Below are 23037 nucleotides of genomic sequence, written 5' to 3'. Positions count from 1 at the left end.
TGGTCTTTCATTTGTTGTTTGTTCAATACTATTTAACACAACTAAGAAGTGAAACTTGTTTGTTAATTATTGGTTATCTTTTTCTTTCTGCATTTTCACTTAGTTTCCAATCCATACTATATATAGGAGAAAATTAACGGTCTGGATGTGAAAGCAATGGATTTGATTTATCTTAGAATGCGAAATCGAGTACACGTGCAGAAAAATCAACAGGTAAGGTTGAAAGATGTTGTAAAAATTATTGGAGATGATGAGCAGGTAAAAAAAATTGAAGAAGAGGTTCTACTTACTGTAACACACGAAGATAAAAATATTATTATTATCGATTTAGTTCAGGTTATTGAAGCTATTCAAGCGATTGACCAGTCTATAGAAATTCAAACATTTGGTCCATCTCAGACAATTATTGAAGTAATCTATGAAAAACAAAAAGTTTCTTTTTTAGCTTTTACCACTGTTTGGTTGTTGTTATTCCTTGGAGCTGGCATGACGATTATGAACTTTCATGTAGATGTCAGTATGGGTGAAGTGCATCAAAAGCTCTTCACGCTAATTACCGGAAGAGAGGATAGAAAGCCGTTGCTTATTCAAATTCCGTACAGTTTCGGTCTTGGAATTGGAATGATTCTCTTTTTTAATCACTTCTTTAAAAAGCGCTTTAATGAAGAGCCGAGTCCGCTCGAAGTGGAGATGTTTAATTATCAGCAAGATTTAGATCAATACGTCATTATGAATGAAAATAAGGAAAGTAATCGTCATCTTGATAACCGGTAAAGTTGTATTCGGTCTCTTTATTGGTCTTGCGAGCGGTTTTGCGGTTGGAGCGGGCTTTGTAGCATTTGTAACCGTGTTGGGAGTTATTCCGAGACTAACTCAGCTTACAAAAACGATGCAGTTTATTCATTATTATGAAGCGGCTATTATTGCAGGCGTTGTGATTGGAGCTTGGCTTGGGTTGCAAGAAATTAAGCTTTTTTGGACGAAGTGGCTGTTGTTGCCGATTGGTCTTGCGGATGGCATTTTTAATGGTATGCTGGCAGCTGCATTAACAGAAGTGTTAAATGTGTTTCCGGTTCTTGCTAAACGAATGGGCATTCAAGAAAAAGTCATTTATTTAATGATGGCGCTTGTGTTGGGAAAAATCATTGGCTCCCTATTTCAGTGGATTTATTATGTAGATTTATAAATGAACTTGGTAGCGAAAGGAAGACATGGATGGGACAGAAGAGAAAAGTGATTTTGATAACAGACGGCGATATTTATGCAAAAAGGGCTGTAGAATTTGTTGCTCATGAAATTGGAGGTCGCTGTATTTCGATGTCACAAGGAAATCCAACTGCTTGTTCTGGAGCAGAACTTGTTCGCCTTATTCACCAAGCAAAGAATGATCCCGTATTAGTGATGTTTGATGACAGCGGCTATGTAGGAGAAGGCGCTGGTGAACGAGCTATGCGCTATGTGGCTAATGATCCCACAATTGAAGTGCTTGGCATTATTGCTGTTGCTTCAAAAACGAGAAGGGAAGAATGGACGAAGGTAGATGTATGTATTGACCGTGATGGCAACTTAACACCAAATGGAGTCGATAAATATGGAGTAGAGGAATTTGAATTAGGAAAGATTACAGGAGACACCGTTTATATAATCGATGAATTGAAGGCTCCAATTGTTGTTGGGATAGGCGATATCGGGAAAATGTCACATCGAGATGATTATAAAAAAGGTGCACCGATTACGAAAATGGCGGTTGAAGTTATATTAGAAAGGAGCGGTAACGATGAGTTCAGAAAGCAAAAAGAACATGACACCGATCTCTAATAAAGTATCAGAAGTAGAAGCTTATATGAAAGAAAGAGTAGGGCTGGGTAAAAGTTATGATATAGGTGTAAGAAAGATAAAGATCTTAAAGAAAGATGTTCATATATATTATGTAACGGGTCTCGTCGATTCGGCTTTGATTGTTGAGATTCTAGAAGAACTGGTTGATTGTAATGATACCGAACGAGCGACATCGAAAGTAGCGGAAATCGTTGAAAACAGAATTACTCACCAACAGGTTACACCGATTGAGACGATGGATGAACTTGTCGATCAAGTGCTTTCAGGTTTAATTGTCGTCGTAGTTGACGGGACACCAATAGGATATGTGGTAGATGTCAGAACTTATCCGGGACGTCAGCCAGATGAGCCAGACACAGAAAAAGTAGTTCGTGGATCACGGGATGGCTTTATTGAAAATATTGTGATTAATACCGCGCTTACAAGAAGAAGAATTCGAGATGAAAGACTGCGCTTTGAAATGATAAAAGTGGGCGAAAGGTCTAAAACAGATGTCGCAATTGCTTATATAGATGGCCTTGCAAATGCGGATTTAATAGATGTTATTCGTAAGGAATTGAATAGAATTAAACTGGATGGTTTGCCAATGGCCGATAAAACCGTCGAGGAATTTATCGTGAGGCAAGGCTACAATCCTTATCCGCTTATTCGCTATACAGAACGGGCAGATATAGCAGCTGCCCATCTTCTAGAAGGTCATGTTATAGTCTATGTTGATACTTCACCGAGTGTTATCTTAGTACCGACAACGATTTTTCATCATATGCAGCATGTTGAGGAATTTAGGCAGTCTCCAGCGGTAGGGACGTTTGTTCGATGGGTGCGTTTCTTAGGAATTGCGGCCTCATTATTTTTACTGCCGGTTTGGTTTTTATTCATTCTTGACCCAGGACTATTACCAGAGAAACTGGAATTTATCGGACCGAATGACAAAACGAAAATTCCAATTGTTGTACAAATCTTTATAGCTGAAGTAGGGATTGAATTTTTACGATTGGCCGCCATACATACTCCGACCTCGCTTGCAACCGCAATGGGCTTAATTGCGGCTGTATTAATCGGGCAGATTGCGATAGACGTTGGATTATTTGTTCCTGAAGTGATTCTATATGCCTCTGTAGCAACGATAGGTACATTTGTGACACCAAGTTATGAACTAGGGGTCGCCAATAAAATAGCTCGATTAGGAATACTTGCCTTAGTCGCCATATTTAAAGTGCCGGGTTTAATGATAGGTTTCACTTTATACTTTCTTTTGTTAGCGGGTATAAAGGCGTTTAATACACCATATTTATGGCCATTATTACCTTTTAATCCAAAAGCTTTTTCTCATATTTTATTTAGAAGACCAGTTCCGGGTTCTATCCTAAGACCGAGCGTTGTGCATCCACGTGATAAGTACCGCCAGCCACCTGAATCTAATGGTTGATGTTGTCGAAAAGTTATGGTAATTTAATTTTATTCGAAAAGCGCGAAAGCTGAAATAACATGAGGTTGTATAGGATGAGAGCTAAACTCCGATTGGACGTTCTTATAAGTCTGCCTCATTTATATACGATATCGCTTTTTAAAGGGAGAAAGGTGGAACAAAGATGCATTTGTACGGAACTGGGCGCGTCAATGACTTAGGACATCTTGAGATTGGCGGGGTCGATACGATTGAACTTACGAAACAATATGGAACACCGTTATACGTGTATGATATAGCGCTAGTTCGCGAACGAGCAAGAGGGTTTAAAAAGACGTTTGAGGAATTAGGAATTGCAGCACAAGTTGCCTATGCAAGTAAAGCATTCTCCTCAATTGCTATGATTCAAGTGGCAGAGCAAGAAGGTTTATCGTTAGATGTTGTATCTGGAGGAGAGCTATATACAGCGATTAAAGCGAATTTTCCAACAGATCGCATTCATTTCCATGGGAATAACAAAAGTGAAGAAGAGCTCAATATGGCGTTAGATTATCAAATTGGTTGTATCGTCGTAGATAATCTTTCAGAACTAGAGTTGCTAGAAGAAATTTGTGCAAAGCGCGAACAAAAGATGAGTATCTTACTTCGTGTAACGCCAGGGATTGAAGCACATACACATGATTACATTTTAACAGGTCAGGAAGACTCTAAGTTTGGTTTTGATTTAATGAATGGACAAGCTGAACTGGCGTTACGACAAGCATTAAAAAGCGATTGGATTGAAGTGTTAGGCTTACATTGTCATATCGGTTCGCAAATTTTTCAAACAACAGGCTTTTTATTAGCTGCCCAAAAAATTATTGGTCAATTAAGAAATTGGCAAGCCGCTTTTGACTATCAGCCAACGGTGTTAAACTTAGGCGGTGGTTTTGGTATTCGTTATACTGCGGAAGATGAGCCACTACCAGCTTCACAATATGTAGAAGAAATTGTGCGTGAAGTGCAAGCGCAAATTGCAGATTCAGACTTAACAATGCCGGAAATCTGGATTGAGCCAGGCCGTTCATTAGTCGGTGATGCTGGTGTAACCTTATATCAAGTCGGTTCAGAAAAAGAAGTGCCGGAAGTGAGAAAGTATTTAGCGGTTGATGGAGGAATGAGCGATAATATTCGACCAGCTTTATACGAAGCAAAATACGATGCAGTCTTAGCCAATCGTCCACTTGATCCAGTGGAGGAAACGGTAGCCATTGCGGGGAAATGCTGCGAAAGCGGCGATATGCTAATTTGGGATTTACCTTTACCGAAATCAGGCCGCGGCGATGTGTTAGCTGTTTTCTGTACAGGAGCTTATGGCTATAGTATGGCTAATAACTATAACCGGATTCCAAGACCAGCTGTTGTGTTTGTAGAGAACGGGGAAGCCCGTTTAGTCATTAAGCGTGAAACATATGAAGATCTTGTTCGTCTTGACTTGGCTCTTCACGAAGTGGTCGATTGTAAATAATATAGTCTATCAAAAAAAGAACGTACTCGAACACCTATACTTCAATAATAATTTAGTACATCACTAATAGTGGTGTGCTTTTTTATGTATAAATTTAATATTAAATCTAAATCTGGAAAGTAACCATTGTCCGGCTTGATTTATGTATTTTACAATATATGGACCTTTCCTTAACAAGCCTTTAATACTATTAAAATATGATAAAACTTGTAGACAATACGGGAAGGGGAATGTAGGCTTCATCCTTGAAAAATCTAAAATTGACTTCATTGAGATTACGACGAGTGATGTTTTTAATGAAAAAGAAGAAAAACTAAGTGATGCTGAAAAGATTAAGCTTAAATTCTAAAATATTAAAAGGGAACTGGCGTGATGCTTACATATAGGCATCGCTCTTTTTATTCAACAAATTTAACAAAAGTAGTATAAAAAAGGATAGATAAGGCAAGTGCTTGCTTTATCTATCCTTTTGTGCAATATTTTACAGAATTTCATCGTTATTAAGTAAGTGATTGCGTTAAGTGCAGGATAAACCTATTGGAACAGCGCTTTAATTGCTTCGATTAAGTTGGCAAAGCCTTCTTTAATTTTATCAATAAAAGATTGACCTTCTTCCGATTCAAGGAAGGCATCTAGTTTTTCTTTTGCTTTTGTTAATTGATCGCCTACAGCGTTCCAATCAATATTTAATTCTTTTAATTTATTAAATAAATCTTGTAAATTTTGAATCTGTTCTTCTGTCAAGGTGATATTCAGGTCCTGAGCAGCGGAATCAATAATTGTCCGAAGCTCCTCTGGTGTTTCCGGTTTATTGGCTGCCATTTCTTCTTTGATCTTTGTCATTAAAGCAGCGGCCTGCTCTGTACCAATTTCATCACCAAGTTTTGCTGTTGTAACCATTTCCTCATTTGCGGCTTGTTTGACATCTTCAGGAATCACTTTATCAGAAGAAACTTCATATGCTTTAATGATTCCTGTTAAAGCAGCGGTTCCAGATACCGGAATCGGGGCTGTAACATAAATTGTAGCGTCTTTTACCCCAGCTGTTGCTAAAGCATTAATATACATTTCCTCGGTTACCCAGTTAATATTTTTCGATTCGACCTTTAATCCTGTCCCGGCTTGTTCGAATGTGACAGCAGAAGATGAAATCGCCTTTGTACCGATTAAGGCTTTTGAAATATAGCTTCCTAAATATTCATGTTCTTCGGCATTGCTAACTGTAATCGTTTGTACATCTTGCGGAGCCTTCATTTCTGCTAATAATGTGTTTTTTTGTTCAGGTGTTAGATTTTCACCAAGCGTTACAATCATTTCTCCAACGGCTACATCAGCGAACGCTTTATATGGAACAAGCATACAAAGCATAATCGTTAAAATGAACCATTTTTTCATTAGTTTTCGATTCATTGTTTTTCCTCCTTCGTCTATATAGACGAATGTAATTATACAAAAGCAACATTCTGTTTATCATTTAAATTCACTCCTCAAATGTAGTAAAAGACAAGAAGAATTGCAAGTGGAATTTATCGATAATATGATTAATCAAATGATTTTTAGGAGATGAACCCCTCGTTTTATACGTAATTAGCTAAAGCGGAGTAAGGAAAGAATTACTATTTTGGCAAATCTGTTTGAGCAGTAGATAAAGGACATTTTGGGGATATTGAAACGGGTTGAGTTTTTATGTATGATAGTAATGTCATAGATGAGCTCTTGAATGCGAAACGGAATCGCCGAAATCATTAAGTGAATAACAAAACGTTATTTAGTAACGAGGGATAATATGTTAATTAAGTATAAAAAGATGTATGAGAAGTTTGCTATGGGTTTATTGTCTTTTATGCCGGATGAAAGAGATATTAAACAGCTTCAGCAAACAATGAAGAATTATGAAACGAACGAAAACTGGCAATTATTTCTTTGGAAAGATGAAGACATTATCGGTTTAGTGGGAGCTGAAATTTTTACGAATTCAATTGAGATTCATCATATATCTGTTAACCCTGCATTTCGTCAACAAGGTGTCGGAAAATCGATGATTCAAGCTTTAAAAGAGGTTTATTCTGATAAAGAATTAAAAGCAAATGAGTATACGGGTGCTTTTCTAGGGAAGTGTGAAAACAGAGGGTGACGATTTCGTCAGCCTCTGTTTTCACGTATACGAATGATTCGCTGTCGTTCTCGCTCTTTGATAACTTCTGAACGATCACGCATAAGATGCTTATGGATAATGTGAAGATTATGAGGGTCACTGTCATTACACCAAGTGAACCCTGCTTTGCGGCATTCTTTGATACATTGTTGAATGAGTTGTTTATCGCGTAATGGGAGATGGATGCTTTCATACGGCTGGTGATTCATCATTTGTTTGCGAGTATATTCAAGCAAGTGTAAAAGCTCGTCTACCTCTAAGCCGAGTTGCTGTAATTCTATCGTATGAGAAGCTAAATTGTTAATGGCTTTTGAGATTGTTCGAATTGCACCAGGCATATTGCCTCTTCGTTGATGATACAAGGCGACAGCGATTTGGATTAGCCCGACCCAATGTGAGTCTTTTTCTCTTGGAGCTACCTTTTTCCAGTATTCTTCAAGGATTTCATGACACTCGAAGTAATCTCGATCACCATGGAAGTGGACTAAGAACGATATATATTCATTAGGATAGTTCAATATAATCCCCCTTTGTAGGTATAATATTTCATTTTATCATAAGCGATTTCTTAGATTATGGTAAACAATATTATTGATTGACAGAGTCATATAATGTGGCGATTTTTTATCAGCGTGTGTTCTTATTAAGTTTATGTACCATCATTCAAAATAGTAAAGGCTGATTGCATAACAATCAGCCAAGTTTACGACGGTTGATTAAAACCAAGATGCACCAACGATTATTAATAAAATGAACAATACTACGATTAACGCGAAACCGCCACCGTGAAATCCTACATTACCCATATAAGTACCTCCTTTTAATGCTTACTTGTTATTACATTTCTAGGTTATGTAAATTTGAAGAATATGATTGGGCAAGGGCCTAGTATTATGAAAACTGCGAAAGAAAGATTTCAGTTTCATAGTTAGGATGGGACTTGGACAAACTTCTGGAATCCTCTATACTGAGACTAATAACAATAGCACAATAATGGGCTAAATTGATTTAAATGCGGGGTTTGAAAATGAGTTATAATATAAAAATTGATGCTTTTGAAGGTCCGATGGATTTACTCCTTCATTTAATCAATCGCCTTGAAATAGATATTTATGATATTCCAATGGCTGAAATTACGGATCAATATCTTGGTTACATTCATACGATGCAGCATCTTGAACTGGATATTGCTAGTGAGTACTTAGTAATGGCGGCTACGCTTCTTGCGATTAAAAGCAAAATGCTGCTGCCAAAGCACGAAGAAGAGCCTATTTTTGATGATGAGGATGAAGGATTTGAAGCTGATCCACGTGATGAACTTGTTGAAAAGCTGTTAGAGTATAAGAAGTATAAACAGGCTGCTCTTGAATTTAAAACATTGGAAGAAGAGCGAAGTTTAATGTTTACAAGGCCGCCAAGCAACTTGTCGCAGTATGCAAAGGATGCATTAAGTGGACCGCAAGATTTAAATATTAGTCTCTATGACATGCTTGGGGCACTGCAAAAGCTACTTCGAAGACAAAAGCTACAAAAGCCTGTATACACAAAAGTAACCAAACAAGAGCTTTCTATTGACCAAAGAATGGCTGAAATTTTATCTGACTTAAGAACGATAAAGGGCAGCAAGCGTTTTTATGATTTGTTTTCAGAGCCTGTGAAAGAACATATTGTCATTACGTTTCTTGCTTTACTTGAATTGATGAAACAAAATGACATTGTCGTCAAACAAGATGACAACTTTTCGGATATAGTAATTACAGCTAAGGAAGGTGTAGAGTAAGTTGGAGAGTAGTAAATGGAAGGGAATTGTAGAAGCTTTGCTTTTTGCCTCAGGAGACGTTGGATTGTCGATTGCACAAATGGCTTCTGTCCTCGAAATCACGGAGTATCAAGCAACGGATCTTATTGAAAGTTTAAAAGAGGATTATGAAAAAACAGAACGAGGCATTCAGCTTGTCGAAATGGCCGGTGTGTTTCAGTTCGTTACCAAACAAGAGCATTCTGAGTATTTAAAAAAGCTCGTGGAATCTACTAGTTCACATAGCTTATCACAAGCAGCGTTAGAAACATTAGCCATCATTGCTTATAAGCAGCCCATTACAAGAACGGAGATTGAAGATATTCGCGGGGTGAAGACGGAGAGACCCATTCAGACACTTGTTTCGAAAGTACTGATTAAAGAGGTTGGGCGAGTAGAAGGAACAGGCAGAGCCTATTTATATGGAACAACGAAGGAATTTTTAGATTATTTTGGTTTAAATTCCTTAGAAGAATTACCGCCAATCGCTGACCCGATAGATGAAGGCTATGAAAATGAAGAAGCGGATTTATTTTTTGAAAAATTTCAGCAAACAATTGAATAACCTTTTTATATGCAATTGTGATAATATGGAAAAAACGAATAAATACTGAAGCGATTTGAGGAGGGTTCTCGAATGGGGAATACTATTGTAAAATCTCAGCTTAAAGATGTACAAATTTTTTTAGAAACAACGGTAGCCAAGCTCGAAGATTTTTTAAATGAAATAACGTATTCTAAGCTTCAAGAAGAACGAAGCGGTGGAGAAAGTTATTATAAAGGAATTCTTTCAACTCTTCGTAGATTGCTTGTTGGTTGTGAAGAAGGTTTAGAAGTGTGTCAAATTATTCTTCATAACGAAATCTTTAATAAAGCAGCAGCCGAAAAAACACTATATAAAATTTATCATCAATGTATTGAAGAGTATTTTTCCCCTAAATCTGACTGTTGGTATGAAGATAGTCGTGCTGCTTACACAGGGAGAAATTCGATTAAGTTTCATGAAGCTGTACCTGATTCCATTCCAGCGATTTTAAAAGAGTTAGAGAGTGGATTTCAGGCAATGCGTGAGGAATTAGAGTTTTATGAAACGGATTATCGAACGAAAATGATGCAATCCAAATAAGGCAAAAAACAGCGAGGAGCGTAGTCCTCGCTGTTTTTTTTTACAAAGTTGTATAGGTGCAGCTTAAGCCTCTAGCTAAAAGAAGTTAGAGGCATTCAAAAATCTTTGCATAAGTTACTGTTTTTTTCATATCTACAAATGAGAGGGAATTTGATTAGAAAAGGAGCGATTGAGATGTCACAAATTCAGGACTATGCGAAAGAGGTACAAGCTTGGGTTACGGAAATGACAGGTTTTTTAGAAAAAAATCGTCTGACAGAACAACATGTTTTGGAGCAGCTTAACAGATTGTCTCAGTTATCACATCAATTACAAAAGGATGATGCCACAAAGGAAGAGATGACAAAGGTGGAGAAGGAAGTAACTCTCGCTTTTCGGGAGATCAATGATTTAATGAACAGAAATACTAGAAGCCGTATCAATCAATCTGTTCCGATAGGGAAACATACACTGCCGCCGCTTCCTTATCCTTATAATGCTCTAGAGCCTGCTATCTCCGAGGAAATTATGCGCTTGCATCACGACAAGCATCATCAATCCTATGTAGACGGACTAAATAAAGCGGAACTGATGATGAAGCGTGCAAGAGAGACAAATGATTATTCACTATTAAAGCATTGGGAAAGGGAAGCTGCTTTTCATGGGTCAGGACATTATTTACATACGTTATTTTGGGAGGGGATGAGTCCGAAGGGAGGCGGCCAGCCAAAGGGAGCGTTACTGAAACAAATAGAGAAGGATTTTAGTAACTTCGCAAGCTTTAAGAAGCAATTTAGCGAGGCTGCTAAGCAAGTGGAAGGTGTGGGGTGGGCATTATTAGTGTGGGTGCCGCGTACTCGGAGACTTGAGGTTCTTCAGTCGGAACGGCATATGAATTTAACGCAGTGGGATACCATTCCGATTCTTGTCCTAGATGTATGGGAGCATGCGTACTATTTACAATATAAAAATAACCGGGCAGCTTATGTGGATCAATGGTGGAATATCGTAAATTGGCCGCAAACAGAAAATCGCTTTATGGAGGCAAAGAAATTAGTTTGGAAACCGTATTAACGGTTTAATTCCATAACATAGCTTAAAGAAGAGGCTATGGTGAAAGATGTGTGGAACCAAGTTTTTATACAGCAGGCTCAAAAATTGTATGAGCAACAATAATATTCACTAAAGCCTGACGAAAAAGAAGAAAAGAGGTACGTTTTCTAATCATAACCCTTGTCCTTCTGCATAGACTTGTACAAAGACATGAGAAGGAACGAGGGGAATTCATGCAGGCTAAAGTGAGAGGTTTAGCGATCATTTGTATCGTAATCCTATTATTGATAGCTTACTTTCCGACAAAAGCAACGACTCAAGGGATAGATGTTAGTGCTCGCAGTGCGATTTTGATGGATGAAAAGAGTGGTCGAGTCATCTATGAAGTGAATGCACATGAAAAAAGCCGGATTGCGAGTATTACAAAAATTATGACGGCAATTCTTGCGATTGAATCAGGGGAGTTAGATGAAATTGTAACGGTAAGCGGGAATGCAGTGGGTACAGAAGGGTCGTCTTTATATTTAAAAGAAGGAGAAAAGATTAAACTGGAAGACCTTGTATATGGGTTAATGCTTCGTTCGGGTAATGATGCAGCTATAGCGATCGCAGAGAAAGTTGGAGGGAGCTTTGATGGATTTGTTTGGATGATGAATCAAAAGGCAGAGGAGATTGGGATGAAGAACACCAATTTTTCCAATCCGCATGGACTAGATACGACAGAAAATCATTATTCCACGGCCTATGATATGGCGTTGCTTACCCGTTATGCCATGCAAAATGAAACATATGCAAAAATCGCGGGGACAAAAGAGCATCGTGCTCCAAACTCTACAGAAGGCTGGGACTATGTCTGGAAAAATAAAAATCGATTGCTTACACAATTATATGAATATACTACGGGGGGGAAAACGGGGTACACAAAGCTTGCGAAAAGAACGCTTGTAACGACAGCAACAAAAAAAGGACATGACCTAATTGCTGTTACAATCAATGCCCCAGATGATTGGAATGACCATATCCATATGTATGAGTCTGCTTTTAGAGCGTATAAACCGACTACGGTGTTAGAGGAAGGGGTTTTATCTGATCTTAATGTAAAGTTCTATAACAAACATGTATATATTCAAAATGCATTTACGTACCCATTAACAAAAAAGGAGCAAGAGCAAGTTGAAGTTAAAATTAAATTATTAAAGCCGAAAAAAGAATGGGATGAGCGAGAGAGGATTCCTGAAATTGTGGGGAAAGCTTATATTTACTTAAATGGCGAAAAAATCGGTACACGTACGATTTTTTATGGACAATCACAGGAGACATTTAAGCAGGAATCATTCGGGTCATCTTGGTTGAATTTGTTTCAATCCGTGTTAGGAATGAAGCGCTATGGTTAATTATATTTGGGTTGGTATGACGGTGATTGGTGTTTTATTTGCTATCGTTAATGGGACGATGGATGAGGTAAATAAAGCGTTATTTGTTAGTGCAAAGGAAGCAGTTACCCTAAGTATAGGACTTATGAGCATTCTTGTTTTTTGGCTCGGTTTAATGAAAATTGCCGAGAGTGCAGGATTGCTTGAAAAATTATCTTTCTTATTTCGTCCGCTGATGAGATGGCTGTTTCCTGATATACCGATAAATCATCCAGCAATGGGCTATATCTTATCGAATATGATGGCGAATACATTTGGTTTAGGCAATGCAGCGACACCGCTTGGAATTAAAGCCATGGAACAAATGAAAGAGTTAAATGGCGGCCAAGCTAAAGTAAGTCGTTCGATGGTTACTTTTTTAGCGATTAATACGTCAAGTATTACGCTTATTCCGACGACCGTCATTGCGATTCGAATGAATTATGACTCAAGTAATCCAACTGATATTGTGTTCCCAACTATTATGGCGACGGCGATATCCGCGGTAGGTGCGATTATGATTGACCGATATTTTTATTATAGGAGAAAGCGGAACGGGAGGGAGTAGCATGGCTTGGATCACAACGATTTCAGTTTGGCTCATTCCACTTCTGATTTGTACAATTTTACTGTACGGAACGTTTAAGAAGGTTCCGACGTATGAAACATTTGTTGAAGGCGGAAAAGAAGGTATTACAATGGCTTTTTCTATTATCCCCTTTTTAGTAGGGATGCTTGTTGCTATCTCCGTCTTCCGCGCTTCCGGGGCATTAGATTATATAATAGGCTTTGTGAAGCCTGTACTTGCTTTATTGCATGTTCCCGCAGAAATTGTACCGCTTGCGATTATTCGACCGATTTCCGGAACAGCTGCTCTTGGGATGACGAGTGACTTGATTTCCGTATATGGACCTGATTCTTTTATTGGACGACTTGCAGCAACGATTCAAGGAAGTACAGATACAACGTTTTATGTGCTAACCGTTTATTTTGGTGCTGTTGGGATTAAGAAAATGGGGGATGCTTTAAAAGTTGGGCTGCTAGCGGACTTGATAGGAATTATAGCTGCTATTCTAGTTGTTAGTTTTGTATTTGGAATGCAGTAAGTGACAAACAGAGCGACTCTTACGCTCTGTTTTATTTTGTCTTTATAATATTTTACATAAAATACATAATTTTGGAATAAAAAGTAGAGCTATGCTACACTCAGAGTAATCACGATTATAAAAAACCTTTTGTTTTTGCATCACACTATGTAATAATTGTATGATTGTGTTGAAATATACAATGAAAACAGAATTATTATGAGGTGAGAATAGATGGAAAGACTGCAAAAGGTGATTGCTCATGCTGGATTAGCTTCACGTCGTAAAGCAGAAGAGTTAATTAAAGAAGGAAGAGTAAAGGTGAATGGAACGGTTGTGAAAGAGCTTGGGGTTAAAGTAGGGCCGAATGATCGAATAGAGGTAAATGAAGTACCCCTGCAAAAGGAAGTACCTGTTTATTTCTTATTTTACAAGCCGCGCGGTGTTATTTCGGCAGTAGCAGATGATAAAAATCGCAAGGTAGTGACGGATTACTTCCCGCATGTTGAGGAAAGAATTTATCCAGTTGGTCGTCTTGATTATGATACATCTGGTTTATTGCTGCTAACGAACGATGGAGAATTTGCAAATGTACTCATGCATCCAAAGCACGAGGTGGACAAAGTATATGTAGCAAAAGTAAAGGGCATTCCACTTCGAGAACAGTTAAGAAAATTAGAAAAAGGAATTATGCTTGAAGATGGAAAAACAGCTCCGGCGAAAACAAAAGTGCTGTCAGCTGATAAGCGAAAACAGACGGCAATCATAGAAATTACGATTCATGAAGGTCGAAATCGTCAAGTTCGTCGAATGTTTGATGCTATTGGTCACCCTGTGCTGAAACTAAAGCGAGAGCGCTATGGCTTTTTGACACTACATGGCTTATCTGCGGGCGATGCGAGAGAATTAACGCCGCATGAAGTGAAACAAATGAGAGCTCTTGCTTTAAATGAAGGAAAGAAAAGATAATGAAGAGATTTAGTTAAATAGGACATGTTTATCATCTACCCTTTAAACATAAAAAAACGTTATTGTTGTGTTGGTCGATGATGTAATGTTAAGAAAGAATTTTGCGTGGCTTTAGGGGGATTTGTATGGATAAAAAGAAGCGACGCCTAATGATGAGAACGGTCATTCTTGTACTTTTAGGTGCAGCTTTAGTGTATGCGCTTTATACGAATTTTACAAAAGATACAGCTAATCAAATACAAATGGGCTCAGAAGCCCCTAACTTTGTGTTAACGGATATGGATGGCAACGAACATAAATTATCTGATTATAGAGGTCAAGGCGTGTTGTTGAATTTTTGGGGTACGTGGTGTAAGCCATGCGAATATGAGATGCCTTATATGGAGAATCAATATCACGCTTATAAAGATCAAGGGGTGCAAATACTGGCCGTTAATGTTGGCGAATCAAACTATGCCGTAAATAGTTTTGTCTCAAGACATAATCTCTCTTTTCCGGTTATGATTGATAAAGGGCAAGAAGTTCAAGTAGCTTATCGTGTCGATCCACTTCCTGTCACATTTTTAATAGATAAAGAAGGGAAAGTGATTGATAGGCTTACCGGAAGTTTAACAGAAGCAAAAATTCAACAGCATATGGAGAGAATTAAACCATAATAATGGGGAGTTTTTGGTATGGATGAATTGAAATGTGAATGCGGTCATGCGAACCCGGTTGGCACAATTTTATGTGAGGCATGCGGTAAATCATTGGGGAATCGTCAAAATGGAAATAAGCTTTTGGATATGCGGTATGAAGGCAGTGCAAGGCGATCACAAACGTATAATAAATCAATCATTGATAAGATTTGGAACTTTTTTTCCTCTGTAAAGGTTGGTGTATCACTTATTGTCATTGCGCTCGTCGCATCGTCAATTGGTACTATTTTTCCGCAAGAAACCTACATACCAAGTACCATCCCAGCTTCAGAATACTATGAACAAGAATACGGCGTTTTCGGGAAATTGTATTATATTTTAGGTTTCCATAACCTGTATAGTTCTTGGTGGTATCTAGTGATTATTGGGATGCTGGGGATGTCAATTCTAATTGCTAGTATTGACCGCTTTTTTCCTCTTTATCGCTCATTAAAAAATCAAAAAGTAGTTCGTCATGATAGTTTTATGCAACGACAGCGTATATTCGGGATAACGAATGTATCGGATCAAGAAGTGAATCTTGAACAAATTACAGAACGTTTAAAGAAGCAGCGTTATCGGATTCGTGAGGAAAATGGGAATATTTTAGCTGAAAAAGGTCGCTTTTCCCGGTGGGGTCCTTATGTGAATCATATTGGATTAATTATCTTCTTAATAGGTGGTCTGCTTCGATCAGTTCCGGGTATGTACGTGGATAAAGTAGTATGGCTGCGCGAGGGGGAAATGAAAGAAATTCCGGGGACAAACGGGGAATATTACTTGAAAAACAATGCTTTTATTTTTGAAGTGTACGATAAAGAGAATAAAGAAGACGAAGCATTTGTGAAAGCGATTGAGAAAACAGGAACGGCGATTGCTAAAAACTATCAATCGAATGTGACTTTGTATAAGCAGGAAGGAGAAGTACTTCCTGGTGAAAAGCCGCAGCTCCAAAAAGTAAACGACTTTGAAATTAAGGTGAATGAGCCGTTAAAACATGATCATTACGCCTTATATCAAGTAGATTACAAGCTTAGCGAGTTTAGTAAAATGTCTTTTCACTTAATGAATAAGAAGACCGAAGAGAAGTTTGGTACATTAACGATTGATTTAAATGATCCGCAACCTTCTTATCAGCTCAAAAAGGGGTACGCTGTGGAATTAATGAGTTATTTCCCAGATTTTGAGTTTAAGGAAAATGGCGAACCAACAACGAAAACAAGACTACCGAATAATCCTGCTTTTATTTTTAAAATGATTACACCGGATAAGCCTGAAGGTGAAGTGAGCTTTGTCGCTATTAGAGAAAATATCGAGCCGGCAGGAGAAAACGTATACAAAATGGCATTTGCCGGCGTTGAAACGAGAAATGCGACAGCACTTACAGTTCGTAAAGATTTAACATTAGGTATTTTGTTTGCGGGTGGAATCATCTTTATGATTGGTGTCGTTCAAGGGGCTTATTGGAATCATCGCCGAATTTGGGTGAAACGAAAAGGGGAAGAAATTTGGATAGCCGGTCATACAAATAAAAACTGGCACGGTTTGAAGCGGGATATTGCACTAGTCGTGCAGACAACGCCTCTTTTTGAACCGACAGATCAACTGAATGAGGAGAAATCCTCTAATAAGGGGGAGGAAATAAGTGGCTGAGTTAAGTGGAAATCTTCTATATGCCTCGTTCTTTTTATATTTAATTGCTACTTTTCTGTTCGGAGGATCTATTCAAGATAAAAAAGGGGCAGAAGAGAAGAAACAAAATAAATGGGCGAAACTAGGCATTACGATTACGATTATAGGATTTGTTGCTCAAATTGGCTACTTTATTATGAGATGGGTGGCAGCTGGGCACGCTCCAGTTAGTAACTTATTCGAATTTACGACCTTTTTTGGAATGATGTTGGTAGGAGCGTTTATATGGATTTATTTCCTTTATAAAACGCCTGCACTCGGTTTGTTTGCTTTACCAGTTGCTATCATTATTATTGCCTATGCAAGTATGTTTCCAAGAGAAATTTCGCCATTGATTCCAGCACTTCAAAGCGACTGGCTGCATATTCATGTCACAACAGCCGCATTAGGACAAGCTGTACTAGCCATTAGTTTTGTAGCGGCTATTATCTATTTGGTAAAGTCTGTTGACCAAACACGCTCTAATAAGCGTACGTTTTGGTTAGAAGTTGTGATGTTTGCTTTAATGTGTACCATTGGCTTTGTTATTGTGAGCTCTACCTTTGCGATGACGGGTTATAAGGAAAGTATAACTTGGGTCGATAAAAAAGGAGCTCAAGCGGAGTTAGAGTATCATATTCCATCGCTAATCGGGCCGAATGAATGGGCACTAGCTGATGAAAATCAGATGAAACCACTTATTGAAGTACCTGCCATTATTAATGCTAAAAAGCTTAACACGGTTGTTTGGTCTGTTGGAGCAGGTTTTATTTTATATGGTCTATTCCGATTAATTGTACGAAAACGGGTGGCGGCTTTTATTCAGCCCATTGTGAAAAATGTAAATTTAGATTTAATTGATGAAATTAGTTATCGCTCCGTTCTTATTGGATTTCCAATCTTTACGCTTGGTGCCTTAATCTTTGCGATGATTTGGGCGCAAATAGCCTGGACACGTTTTTGGGGATGGGATCCAAAAGAAGTATGGGCACTCATTACTTGGCTATTTTATGCAGCGTTCTTGCACTTGCGTTTATCACGAGGGTGGCAAGGAGAGAAATCTGCTTGGTTAGCTTTGATTGGCTTTGGAATTATTATGTTTAATTTAATCGCTGTTAATCTTGTACTTGCAGGCTTACATTCCTATGCTTAAATGAAGAAAGATAGATTATTAAAAATAGAGGGCTTTCGGTAGAAAAGGAAATTTCTATGAAAGCCCTTTTTATTTTCTTGGCTCTGTTATACGATGCCGTTGATATTTGTTTCATTTATGTAAGACAAAACTAACAAGATTATTTAACAAAGCTATTTTCTTAGCAGTTGTGGCAAAATGGTGAAATATTTACCGGAATCGTATGATTTACCTGTTTTTAGGTGGTTTCTTTTGAAAAAAAATTAGAAATAATAGTATTGATTTTGTAGAATAAAGAGTAAGGAGGTTGGTTGATAAATGGATAATTCTGTTAAAATTCTTGTGGTGGATGATGAAGAAAGAATCCGCCGATTATTGAAAATGTATTTAGAAAGAGAAGAATACATAATTGATGAAGCTGAGAATGGCGATACTGCCTTAACAAAAGCACTAGAAAATGACTATAATTTAATCTTATTAGATATAATGATGCCTGGGAAAGATGGAATAGAGGTTTGTCGTGAATTAAGGGAGAAGAAGGCAACGCCTATTATTATGTTGACCGCTAAAGGAGAAGAGGTTAACCGAGTACAAGGCTTTGAGGTGGGGACTGATGATTATATCGTGAAACCATTTAGCCCTCGTGAGGTTGTTCTTCGTGTGAAAGCGCTATTACGTCGTTCAGCAAGTACGAATTATATTCAGGCAGAAACGACAGCAAAGGACGTGATTGTTTTTTCTCATTTAACAATCGACAATGATGCACATCGTGTGTTAGCTGATGGAAAAGAAGTTTCGTTAACACCGAAGGAATATGAATTGCTGTATTTTCTAGCGAAATCCCCGGATAAAGTGTTTGATCGCGAACAATTGCTAAAAGAAGTTTGGCATTATGAATTTTTTGGAGATCTTCGAACTGTGGATACACATGTAAAACGGTTGCGTGAAAAATTAAACCGTATTTCCGAAAATGCCGCCAAAATGATTGTTACTGTTTGGGGTGTCGGCTACAAGTTTGAAGTTATTAATGATTAATGTTATGGCGTAGTGTAGTCGGGAAACTATGGGGAACGATTTTATTATTAGTATGTTTTGTTTTATTGGTGTTAACAGTTTTATTGGTAGAATTTTTTGAGAACTTCCAAATTGAAACCGTAGAGAATGATTTAACGAAGGTAGCAAAACAAATTGTCTCTGTTACGAATGATCATTCGAATACTATTGATGTATTACAAATTTCCTCAGAATTAATAGGGGATGAAACAAAAATGCTTGTTTTACATGATGAGGAAATTGTTTTTTCATCATTAAGTGATGTGAATAATCAAATTACACCCCAGTTTCTTAAAGAAGATAAGGATTTATTAAAAGTGTTTACCGATGAAAAGATTATCAAAAAGGAAATGATGCTGCCTGCTAGTAGTAAGGATGAAGAAAAAGTTTCGGCCATTGTCGTTGGAATTCCTCTTGAGTTAAATGGTGAAAGAGATGAAGTCTTTTTAGTTCAATCTCTTGAGTCGATGGAAGAGGCGATTCAGTCAACGACTCGTTTTATTTTATTAGCAGCTGGTGTTGCCATTATTTTAACAACGATTTTTGCTTTCTTTTTATCTACAAGAATCAATGCTCCACTTAGAAAAATGAGAGAAGCGGCACTTGCTGTTGCTCGCGGAAAGTTTGATACAAAGATACCTGTTCTTACACAAGATGAAATTGGCGAACTAGCGATTGCTTTTAGCCAAATGGCAAAGCAGCTGAAGTACAATATGACTGCTCTGAGCGAAGAAAAGGAGCATTTAGCGAGCATTCTAAGCAGTATGGCGGATGGAGTCATCACCTTTAGTAAAGATGGCACCATTTTAGAAGTGAATCCTCCGGCTGAACGTTTTTTACAAGGAGTATATTTTGAAAAAGGTTTTTCTCCTGAAGGAAGCAAGAACGTACCGCAAGTTTTGATGAATTTATTTGATGAATCAGAGCGTCAAGGAAAAGAGCAAATTGGTGAAATTACATTACAGGGGCATCATTGGGGGCTAATTGTGAGTCCTTTATATAGTAATGATGAAACTATTCGAGGAGCCGTTGCTGTGATTCGGGATATAACCAATGAGAGACGTATGGACAAACTGCGTACAGATTTCATTGCGAACGTATCCCATGAATTAAGAACCCCGATTTCGATGCTGCAAGGCTATAGTGAAGCGCTTGTAGATGATATTGCTGGAAATGAAGAGGATAAAAAAGAAATGTCCCGTATTATTTATGATGAATCGTTAAGAATGGGACGGCTAGTGAATGATTTACTAGACCTAGCAAGGTTAGAATCGGGAAATATGCGCTTAACATATGAGCAAGTGGAATTAATATCGTATTTAACGAGAATTACAAGCAAGTTTCAAGTTATTGCTAAAGAAAAAGACATTAAGCTATCAGTTGATTTAGAAGATACTAAAATAGAATGGGATTTCGATCCAGATCGCATCGAGCAAGTTTTAACGAATTTAATCGATAATGCGATTCGTCATACTTCGAAAGGTGGAAGCGTTGAAGTCGGTCAAAGAAAGAGTGATCGAGGCGGTTTGATTATTTATGTAAAGGACACAGGTTCTGGTATTCCTGAAGAGGATTTGCCATTTGTGTTTGAACGCTTTTATAAAGCCGATAAAGCACGAACAAGAGGACGTTCTGGAACAGGGCTGGGCCTTTCAATTGCTAAAAATATTATTGATGCACATGAAGGGTATATGTCGGTTAATAGTAGGTTAAATGAAGGAACGATGTTTAGTTTTGTGTTACCAATGCGTAAGAAAAGTAAGTAATAGAAAGACAAGGAGTGCAAGATGGTTTCGTGCACTCCTTGTCTTTTTTTGTAGCAGTTTATGATAGAAAGGGTAGGGGAGCTATTTTTTCGCTAAGGCTGTGTTCAAGAACTTTGTTGCTTTATCCCGCACTTAACGGGCAGTAGGACCCCGCTGATGGAAGTTTCACTTTATAGAACTTTTGACTTGTATGAGCAAAAAAACAAAAACGTTATGTAACAGAACCTCCGCTACAAGGTACGTTAGCTAAATAGTATTCATTTAATCATAAGAAAATGTTCTAAAGGGGCGATTATTGTCATACTTTAAGCAAGTAGAATGCTTAGGAGGAATGATGGATGCTGCGGGAGTATAGTATACGTTTTTTAATTGTTATGATTATTGGGGCTTGTGTAATGCTGCTATTTATTACAGGCAAATTAGGACAGGCATCAAGTAATGAATTGAATCGGTTGTGGGAGAAGGAGGGTGGAACGACGATTGTATATGTTGATTGTACATACGATATCGAAAAGCATATAGGATAAGTTTTTAGTGGAAAGGCTATGTGAATCATAGTATTAAGTCATACGTTTTTGGCTCATTTGTGTGAGGCTGCGCTCTCTCTAAATGAGCCAAAAATCGTATGGTAACAATATTGTTTAACCAATTCATTAAAATAGAGACATATTTTCTACAAGCGTAATACCTGCAATCTTTTCTACCATTTTTTTTGTTTCCGCATCTAATGATTTGTCGAATGTAAGAACCATAATTGCATCGCCGCCAGCTTGTTTACGACCGACTTGCATCGTTGCGATATTGACACCCTGATCTCCGAGAACTTTTCCGACATTCCCGATAACACCTGGTTTATCTGTGTGTTGAATATAAAGCATATTTCCTTCAGGTTCAAAGTCAATTTTAAAGCCGTTTAGGCTGACAATACGAGAGCCGTAATTTTCAATATAGGTTCCGCTAATTGTTAACTCGCGTGTTTCGCTTTTTACTTTGAGGCTAATTAGGTTTGCGTAGCCTAACGTATCTGCAGCGATTTTTTCACCTATTGTGATACCGCGTTCTTTTGCAACTAATAGTGCATTTACTTCGTTGACGGGTAGATCAATTCTTGTTTTGAAGAATCCAGAAAGTAAGCTCTTAGTTAAGATAGAAGTATCGAAATCTAAAGATTCACCAGCATACGTTACTGAAATTTCCTGAATGCCTTCTTTGATGAGTTGAGAAGCAATCATACCTATATGTTGTACAAGTTGATAGAACGGTTGAACTTTATCAAATACTTCTTTAGAAATAGCGGGCAAGTTAATAGAATTAGAAACAGGATTTCCATTCAGATAAGTCAGAACTTCTTGAGCGACTTGAACAGCTACATTTAATTGAGCTTCTTTTGTTGAAGCACCTAAATGAGGTGTTGCAATCACTTGATCAAGCTCTAATAATTTGTGGCCATGCGGCGGCTCTTCAACGAAGACGTCAAGTGCTGCTCCGGCTACTTGTTCTTCGATAATTGCTTCATATAAATCATCTTCATCGATGATTCCACCACGAGCGCAATTTAAGAAATATACGCCTTTTTTACAAGTTTTTAAGTTTTCCTTATTGATTAAACCTCTTGTTTCATTTGTTAAGGGGGTATGCACCGTAATAATATCGGCTTTGGGTAATAGTTCTGCTAACGGTAGGACTGTAACGGCCATCTTCTTAGCACGGTCAGTTGTTAAGAATGGATCAAATACAACAACTTCCATTCCGAATGCTTTTGCACGCTTTGCGAGTTCTCCACCGATACGACCGAATCCAACAATACCAAGTGTTTTTCCGCGGAGTTCAATGCCTGTGAAAGAAGAACGTTTCCATTCTCCAGCCTTTAAAGAAGTAAATGCTTGTGGGATGTGACGGACAAGAGAAGACATCATCGCAAATGTATGCTCACATGTAGAAATGGTATTTCCGTCTGGAGCATTTACAACAACAATTCCACGTTTGGTTGCGGCTGGAATGTCAATGTTATCAACACCAACCCCTGCACGTGCAATAATCTTTAATTGCGGCATGCGTTCCATTAATTCTTCGGTTACTTTTGTTGCACTTCGAACTAGAATTGCATCAATTTGGTCAAGCTGTTTCTCTGCCTCGCCGACGGTTTTTTGAATAAGTTCAATGTGGGTTGCTTCTAATAGGGGTCCTAATCCTTCAGGTTTGATGGCATCTGCTACTAAAATGCGATACACGTCATGAACACCTTCCTAGAAAAAATTATCTTAAATTTCAGTTAATTTTACAATCGGAACGGATAACTGTCAATGTTATGGGAATTAGACAGGGGAGTGTAAAAAGCGAATAAATGTAATATGTGATATATGATTATACGTATTTTCTGATATTTTTATGTAATAAACATTTTTTG

At 37.9% G+C, this 23037-nt stretch carries 24 protein-coding genes and 1 pseudogene; 21 read left to right on the top strand and 4 right to left on the bottom strand.

Annotated features, from left to right (window positions below; genetic code table 11):
* Positions 1-156 precede the first annotated feature (156 nt).
* From V7068_RS02475 to V7068_RS02450, 6 genes and pseudogenes are all read left to right on the top strand, one after another.
* Entirely contained in the window at positions 157-774 is a 618-nt protein-coding gene (locus V7068_RS02475; RefSeq protein ID WP_499710834.1) for a stage V sporulation protein AA, read from the top strand.
* Complete coding sequence (locus tag V7068_RS02470; protein WP_499710881.1) at positions 764-1186, top strand: stage V sporulation protein AB; 423 nt, start codon at positions 764-766, stop codon at positions 1184-1186. Before V7068_RS02475 ends, V7068_RS02470 begins: the two co-directional genes overlap by 11 nt.
* Positions 1187-1215: 29 nt before the next feature.
* Positions 1216-1818 carry a stage V sporulation protein SpoVABEA gene (spoVAEA, locus tag V7068_RS02465; RefSeq protein ID WP_499710833.1) on the top strand — a complete coding sequence of 201 codons (603 nt, stop codon included), beginning with the start codon at positions 1216-1218 and terminating at the stop codon, positions 1816-1818.
* Positions 1778-3268, top strand: coding sequence for a spore germination protein (locus V7068_RS02460; RefSeq protein WP_499710832.1), 1491 nt, complete (start codon positions 1778-1780; stop codon positions 3266-3268). Before spoVAEA ends, V7068_RS02460 begins: the two co-directional genes overlap by 41 nt.
* A 163-nt stretch (positions 3269-3431) precedes the next feature.
* Positions 3432-4754 (top strand): diaminopimelate decarboxylase, encoded by a 1323-nt coding sequence (lysA, locus tag V7068_RS02455; RefSeq protein WP_499710831.1) that lies wholly within the window; start codon positions 3432-3434, stop codon positions 4752-4754.
* Between the two features lie 226 nt (positions 4755-4980).
* Positions 4981-5103: pseudogene (locus tag V7068_RS02450) on the top strand (hypothetical protein); the annotation flags it as partial.
* 185 nt (positions 5104-5288) lie between these two features.
* Here the strand turns inward: V7068_RS02450 and V7068_RS02445 are convergent.
* On the bottom strand, positions 5289-6149 hold the full coding sequence (locus V7068_RS02445) for a DUF1002 domain-containing protein (RefSeq protein ID WP_127762611.1): 861 nt from the start codon (positions 6147-6149) through the stop codon (positions 5289-5291).
* Between the two features lie 391 nt (positions 6150-6540).
* On the opposite strand from V7068_RS02445, the gene V7068_RS02440 reads away from it, so the two are divergent.
* A complete protein-coding gene (locus V7068_RS02440) occupies positions 6541-6888 on the top strand; it encodes a GNAT family N-acetyltransferase (protein WP_119115395.1) in 348 nt (115 codons plus the stop codon).
* An 8-nt stretch (positions 6889-6896) separates the two neighbouring features.
* Here V7068_RS02440 and V7068_RS02435 read toward each other — a convergent pair whose 3' ends face one another.
* Both V7068_RS02435 and V7068_RS02430 read right to left on the bottom strand, forming a co-directional pair.
* Positions 6897-7427 carry a DUF309 domain-containing protein gene (locus V7068_RS02435; RefSeq protein WP_499710830.1) on the bottom strand — a complete coding sequence of 177 codons (531 nt, stop codon included), beginning with the start codon at positions 7425-7427 and terminating at the stop codon, positions 6897-6899.
* A gap of 198 nt (positions 7428-7625) precedes the next feature.
* The gene (locus tag V7068_RS02430; RefSeq protein WP_119115393.1) at positions 7626-7715 is read right to left on the bottom strand and encodes a YjcZ family sporulation protein; all 90 of its coding nucleotides are present in this window, start codon (positions 7713-7715) and stop codon (positions 7626-7628) included.
* Positions 7716-7936: 221 nt separating this feature from the next.
* Between V7068_RS02430 and V7068_RS02425 the strand changes: the two genes are divergently transcribed.
* The 14 genes from V7068_RS02425 to V7068_RS02360 all read left to right on the top strand — a co-directional run bounded on the left by V7068_RS02425 (position 7937) and on the right by V7068_RS02360 (position 21157).
* A complete protein-coding gene (locus V7068_RS02425; RefSeq protein ID WP_499710829.1) occupies positions 7937-8689 on the top strand; it encodes a segregation/condensation protein A in 753 nt (250 codons plus the stop codon).
* Between the two features lies 1 nt (position 8690).
* Positions 8691-9272, top strand: a complete 582-nt coding sequence (gene scpB, locus V7068_RS02420) for an SMC-Scp complex subunit ScpB (protein WP_499710828.1) — start codon at positions 8691-8693, stop codon at positions 9270-9272.
* A gap of 72 nt (positions 9273-9344) precedes the next feature.
* Positions 9345-9833, top strand: a complete 489-nt coding sequence (locus V7068_RS02415; RefSeq protein ID WP_119115390.1) for a YpuI family protein — start codon at positions 9345-9347, stop codon at positions 9831-9833.
* Between the two features lie 174 nt (positions 9834-10007).
* Entirely contained in the window at positions 10008-10886 is an 879-nt protein-coding gene (locus tag V7068_RS02410; RefSeq protein WP_252290537.1) for a superoxide dismutase, read from the top strand.
* Positions 10887-11098: 212 nt separating this feature from the next.
* Positions 11099-12259 carry a serine hydrolase gene (locus V7068_RS02405; protein ID WP_499710826.1) on the top strand — a complete coding sequence of 387 codons (1161 nt, stop codon included), beginning with the start codon at positions 11099-11101 and terminating at the stop codon, positions 12257-12259.
* Positions 12252-12845 carry a nucleoside recognition domain-containing protein gene (locus V7068_RS02400; protein ID WP_252286623.1) on the top strand — a complete coding sequence of 198 codons (594 nt, stop codon included), beginning with the start codon at positions 12252-12254 and terminating at the stop codon, positions 12843-12845. Before V7068_RS02405 ends, V7068_RS02400 begins: the two co-directional genes overlap by 8 nt.
* Position 12846: 1 nt before the next feature.
* Positions 12847-13383 carry a spore maturation protein gene (locus V7068_RS02395; protein WP_252290533.1) on the top strand — a complete coding sequence of 179 codons (537 nt, stop codon included), beginning with the start codon at positions 12847-12849 and terminating at the stop codon, positions 13381-13383.
* A gap of 213 nt (positions 13384-13596) precedes the next feature.
* Positions 13597-14331 carry a 23S rRNA pseudouridine(2605) synthase RluB gene (gene rluB / locus V7068_RS02390; RefSeq protein ID WP_499710825.1) on the top strand — a complete coding sequence of 245 codons (735 nt, stop codon included), beginning with the start codon at positions 13597-13599 and terminating at the stop codon, positions 14329-14331.
* A gap of 125 nt (positions 14332-14456) precedes the next feature.
* The gene (resA, locus tag V7068_RS02385) at positions 14457-14987 is read left to right on the top strand and encodes a thiol-disulfide oxidoreductase ResA (protein WP_499710824.1); all 531 of its coding nucleotides are present in this window, start codon (positions 14457-14459) and stop codon (positions 14985-14987) included.
* Positions 14988-15005: 18 nt separating this feature from the next.
* Positions 15006-16661, top strand: coding sequence for a cytochrome c biogenesis protein ResB (gene resB, locus V7068_RS02380; RefSeq protein ID WP_499710823.1), 1656 nt, complete (start codon positions 15006-15008; stop codon positions 16659-16661).
* Positions 16654-17832, top strand: a complete 1179-nt coding sequence (gene ccsB / locus V7068_RS02375; RefSeq protein ID WP_499710822.1) for a c-type cytochrome biogenesis protein CcsB — start codon at positions 16654-16656, stop codon at positions 17830-17832. Before resB ends, ccsB begins: the two co-directional genes overlap by 8 nt.
* Positions 17833-18129: 297 nt before the next feature.
* Complete coding sequence (locus tag V7068_RS02370; RefSeq protein WP_252291616.1) at positions 18130-18846, top strand: response regulator; 717 nt, start codon at positions 18130-18132, stop codon at positions 18844-18846.
* Entirely contained in the window at positions 18846-20630 is a 1785-nt protein-coding gene (locus V7068_RS02365) for an ATP-binding protein (protein WP_499710821.1), read from the top strand. Before V7068_RS02370 ends, V7068_RS02365 begins: the two co-directional genes overlap by 1 nt.
* A 338-nt stretch (positions 20631-20968) precedes the next feature.
* Entirely contained in the window at positions 20969-21157 is a 189-nt protein-coding gene (locus V7068_RS02360; protein WP_119115379.1) for a hypothetical protein, read from the top strand.
* Positions 21158-21283: 126 nt separating this feature from the next.
* Here V7068_RS02360 and serA read toward each other — a convergent pair whose 3' ends face one another.
* Positions 21284-22861: a phosphoglycerate dehydrogenase gene (serA, locus tag V7068_RS02355; protein ID WP_499710820.1), complete on the bottom strand. Its 1578-nt coding sequence runs from the start codon at positions 22859-22861 to the stop codon at positions 21284-21286.
* Positions 22862-23037 lie beyond the last annotated feature (176 nt).

It is taken from the genome of Bacillus sp. JJ634 (genome assembly GCF_036962285.1).
In the GTDB taxonomy this organism is placed as follows: Bacteria; Bacillota; Bacilli; order Bacillales; family DSM-1321; genus Peribacillus; species Peribacillus asahii_A.
This window is presented reverse-complemented; position numbering and strand designations above follow the sequence as displayed.

Bases quoted from the DNA above. Each gene is read 5' to 3' on its own strand.
- V7068_RS02475 (WP_499710834.1), top strand. From the start codon at position 157: ATGGATTTGATTTATCTTAGAATGCGAAATCGAGTACACGTGCAGAAA.
- spoVAEA (WP_499710833.1), top strand. From the start codon at position 1,216: ATGGGACAGAAGAGAAAAGTGATTTTGATAACAGACGGCGATATTTAT.
- V7068_RS02460 (WP_499710832.1), top strand. From the start codon at position 1,778: ATGAGTTCAGAAAGCAAAAAGAACATGACACCGATCTCTAATAAAGTA.
- lysA (WP_499710831.1), top strand. From the start codon at position 3,432: ATGCATTTGTACGGAACTGGGCGCGTCAATGACTTAGGACATCTTGAG.
- V7068_RS02445 (WP_127762611.1), bottom strand. From the start codon at position 6,149: ATGAAAAAATGGTTCATTTTAACGATTATGCTTTGTATGCTTGTTCCA.
- V7068_RS02440 (WP_119115395.1), top strand. From the start codon at position 6,541: ATGTTAATTAAGTATAAAAAGATGTATGAGAAGTTTGCTATGGGTTTA.
- V7068_RS02430 (WP_119115393.1), bottom strand. From the start codon at position 7,715: ATGGGTAATGTAGGATTTCACGGTGGCGGTTTCGCGTTAATCGTAGTA.
- V7068_RS02425 (WP_499710829.1), top strand. From the start codon at position 7,937: ATGAGTTATAATATAAAAATTGATGCTTTTGAAGGTCCGATGGATTTA.
- V7068_RS02415 (WP_119115390.1), top strand. From the start codon at position 9,345: ATGGGGAATACTATTGTAAAATCTCAGCTTAAAGATGTACAAATTTTT.
- V7068_RS02410 (WP_252290537.1), top strand. From the start codon at position 10,008: ATGTCACAAATTCAGGACTATGCGAAAGAGGTACAAGCTTGGGTTACG.
- V7068_RS02405 (WP_499710826.1), top strand. From the start codon at position 11,099: ATGCAGGCTAAAGTGAGAGGTTTAGCGATCATTTGTATCGTAATCCTA.
- V7068_RS02400 (WP_252286623.1), top strand. From the start codon at position 12,252: ATGGTTAATTATATTTGGGTTGGTATGACGGTGATTGGTGTTTTATTT.
- V7068_RS02395 (WP_252290533.1), top strand. From the start codon at position 12,847: ATGGCTTGGATCACAACGATTTCAGTTTGGCTCATTCCACTTCTGATT.
- rluB (WP_499710825.1), top strand. From the start codon at position 13,597: ATGGAAAGACTGCAAAAGGTGATTGCTCATGCTGGATTAGCTTCACGT.
- resA (WP_499710824.1), top strand. From the start codon at position 14,457: ATGGATAAAAAGAAGCGACGCCTAATGATGAGAACGGTCATTCTTGTA.
- resB (WP_499710823.1), top strand. From the start codon at position 15,006: ATGGATGAATTGAAATGTGAATGCGGTCATGCGAACCCGGTTGGCACA.
- V7068_RS02370 (WP_252291616.1), top strand. From the start codon at position 18,130: ATGGATAATTCTGTTAAAATTCTTGTGGTGGATGATGAAGAAAGAATC.
- V7068_RS02365 (WP_499710821.1), top strand. From the start codon at position 18,846: ATGTTATGGCGTAGTGTAGTCGGGAAACTATGGGGAACGATTTTATTA.
- V7068_RS02360 (WP_119115379.1), top strand. From the start codon at position 20,969: ATGCTGCGGGAGTATAGTATACGTTTTTTAATTGTTATGATTATTGGG.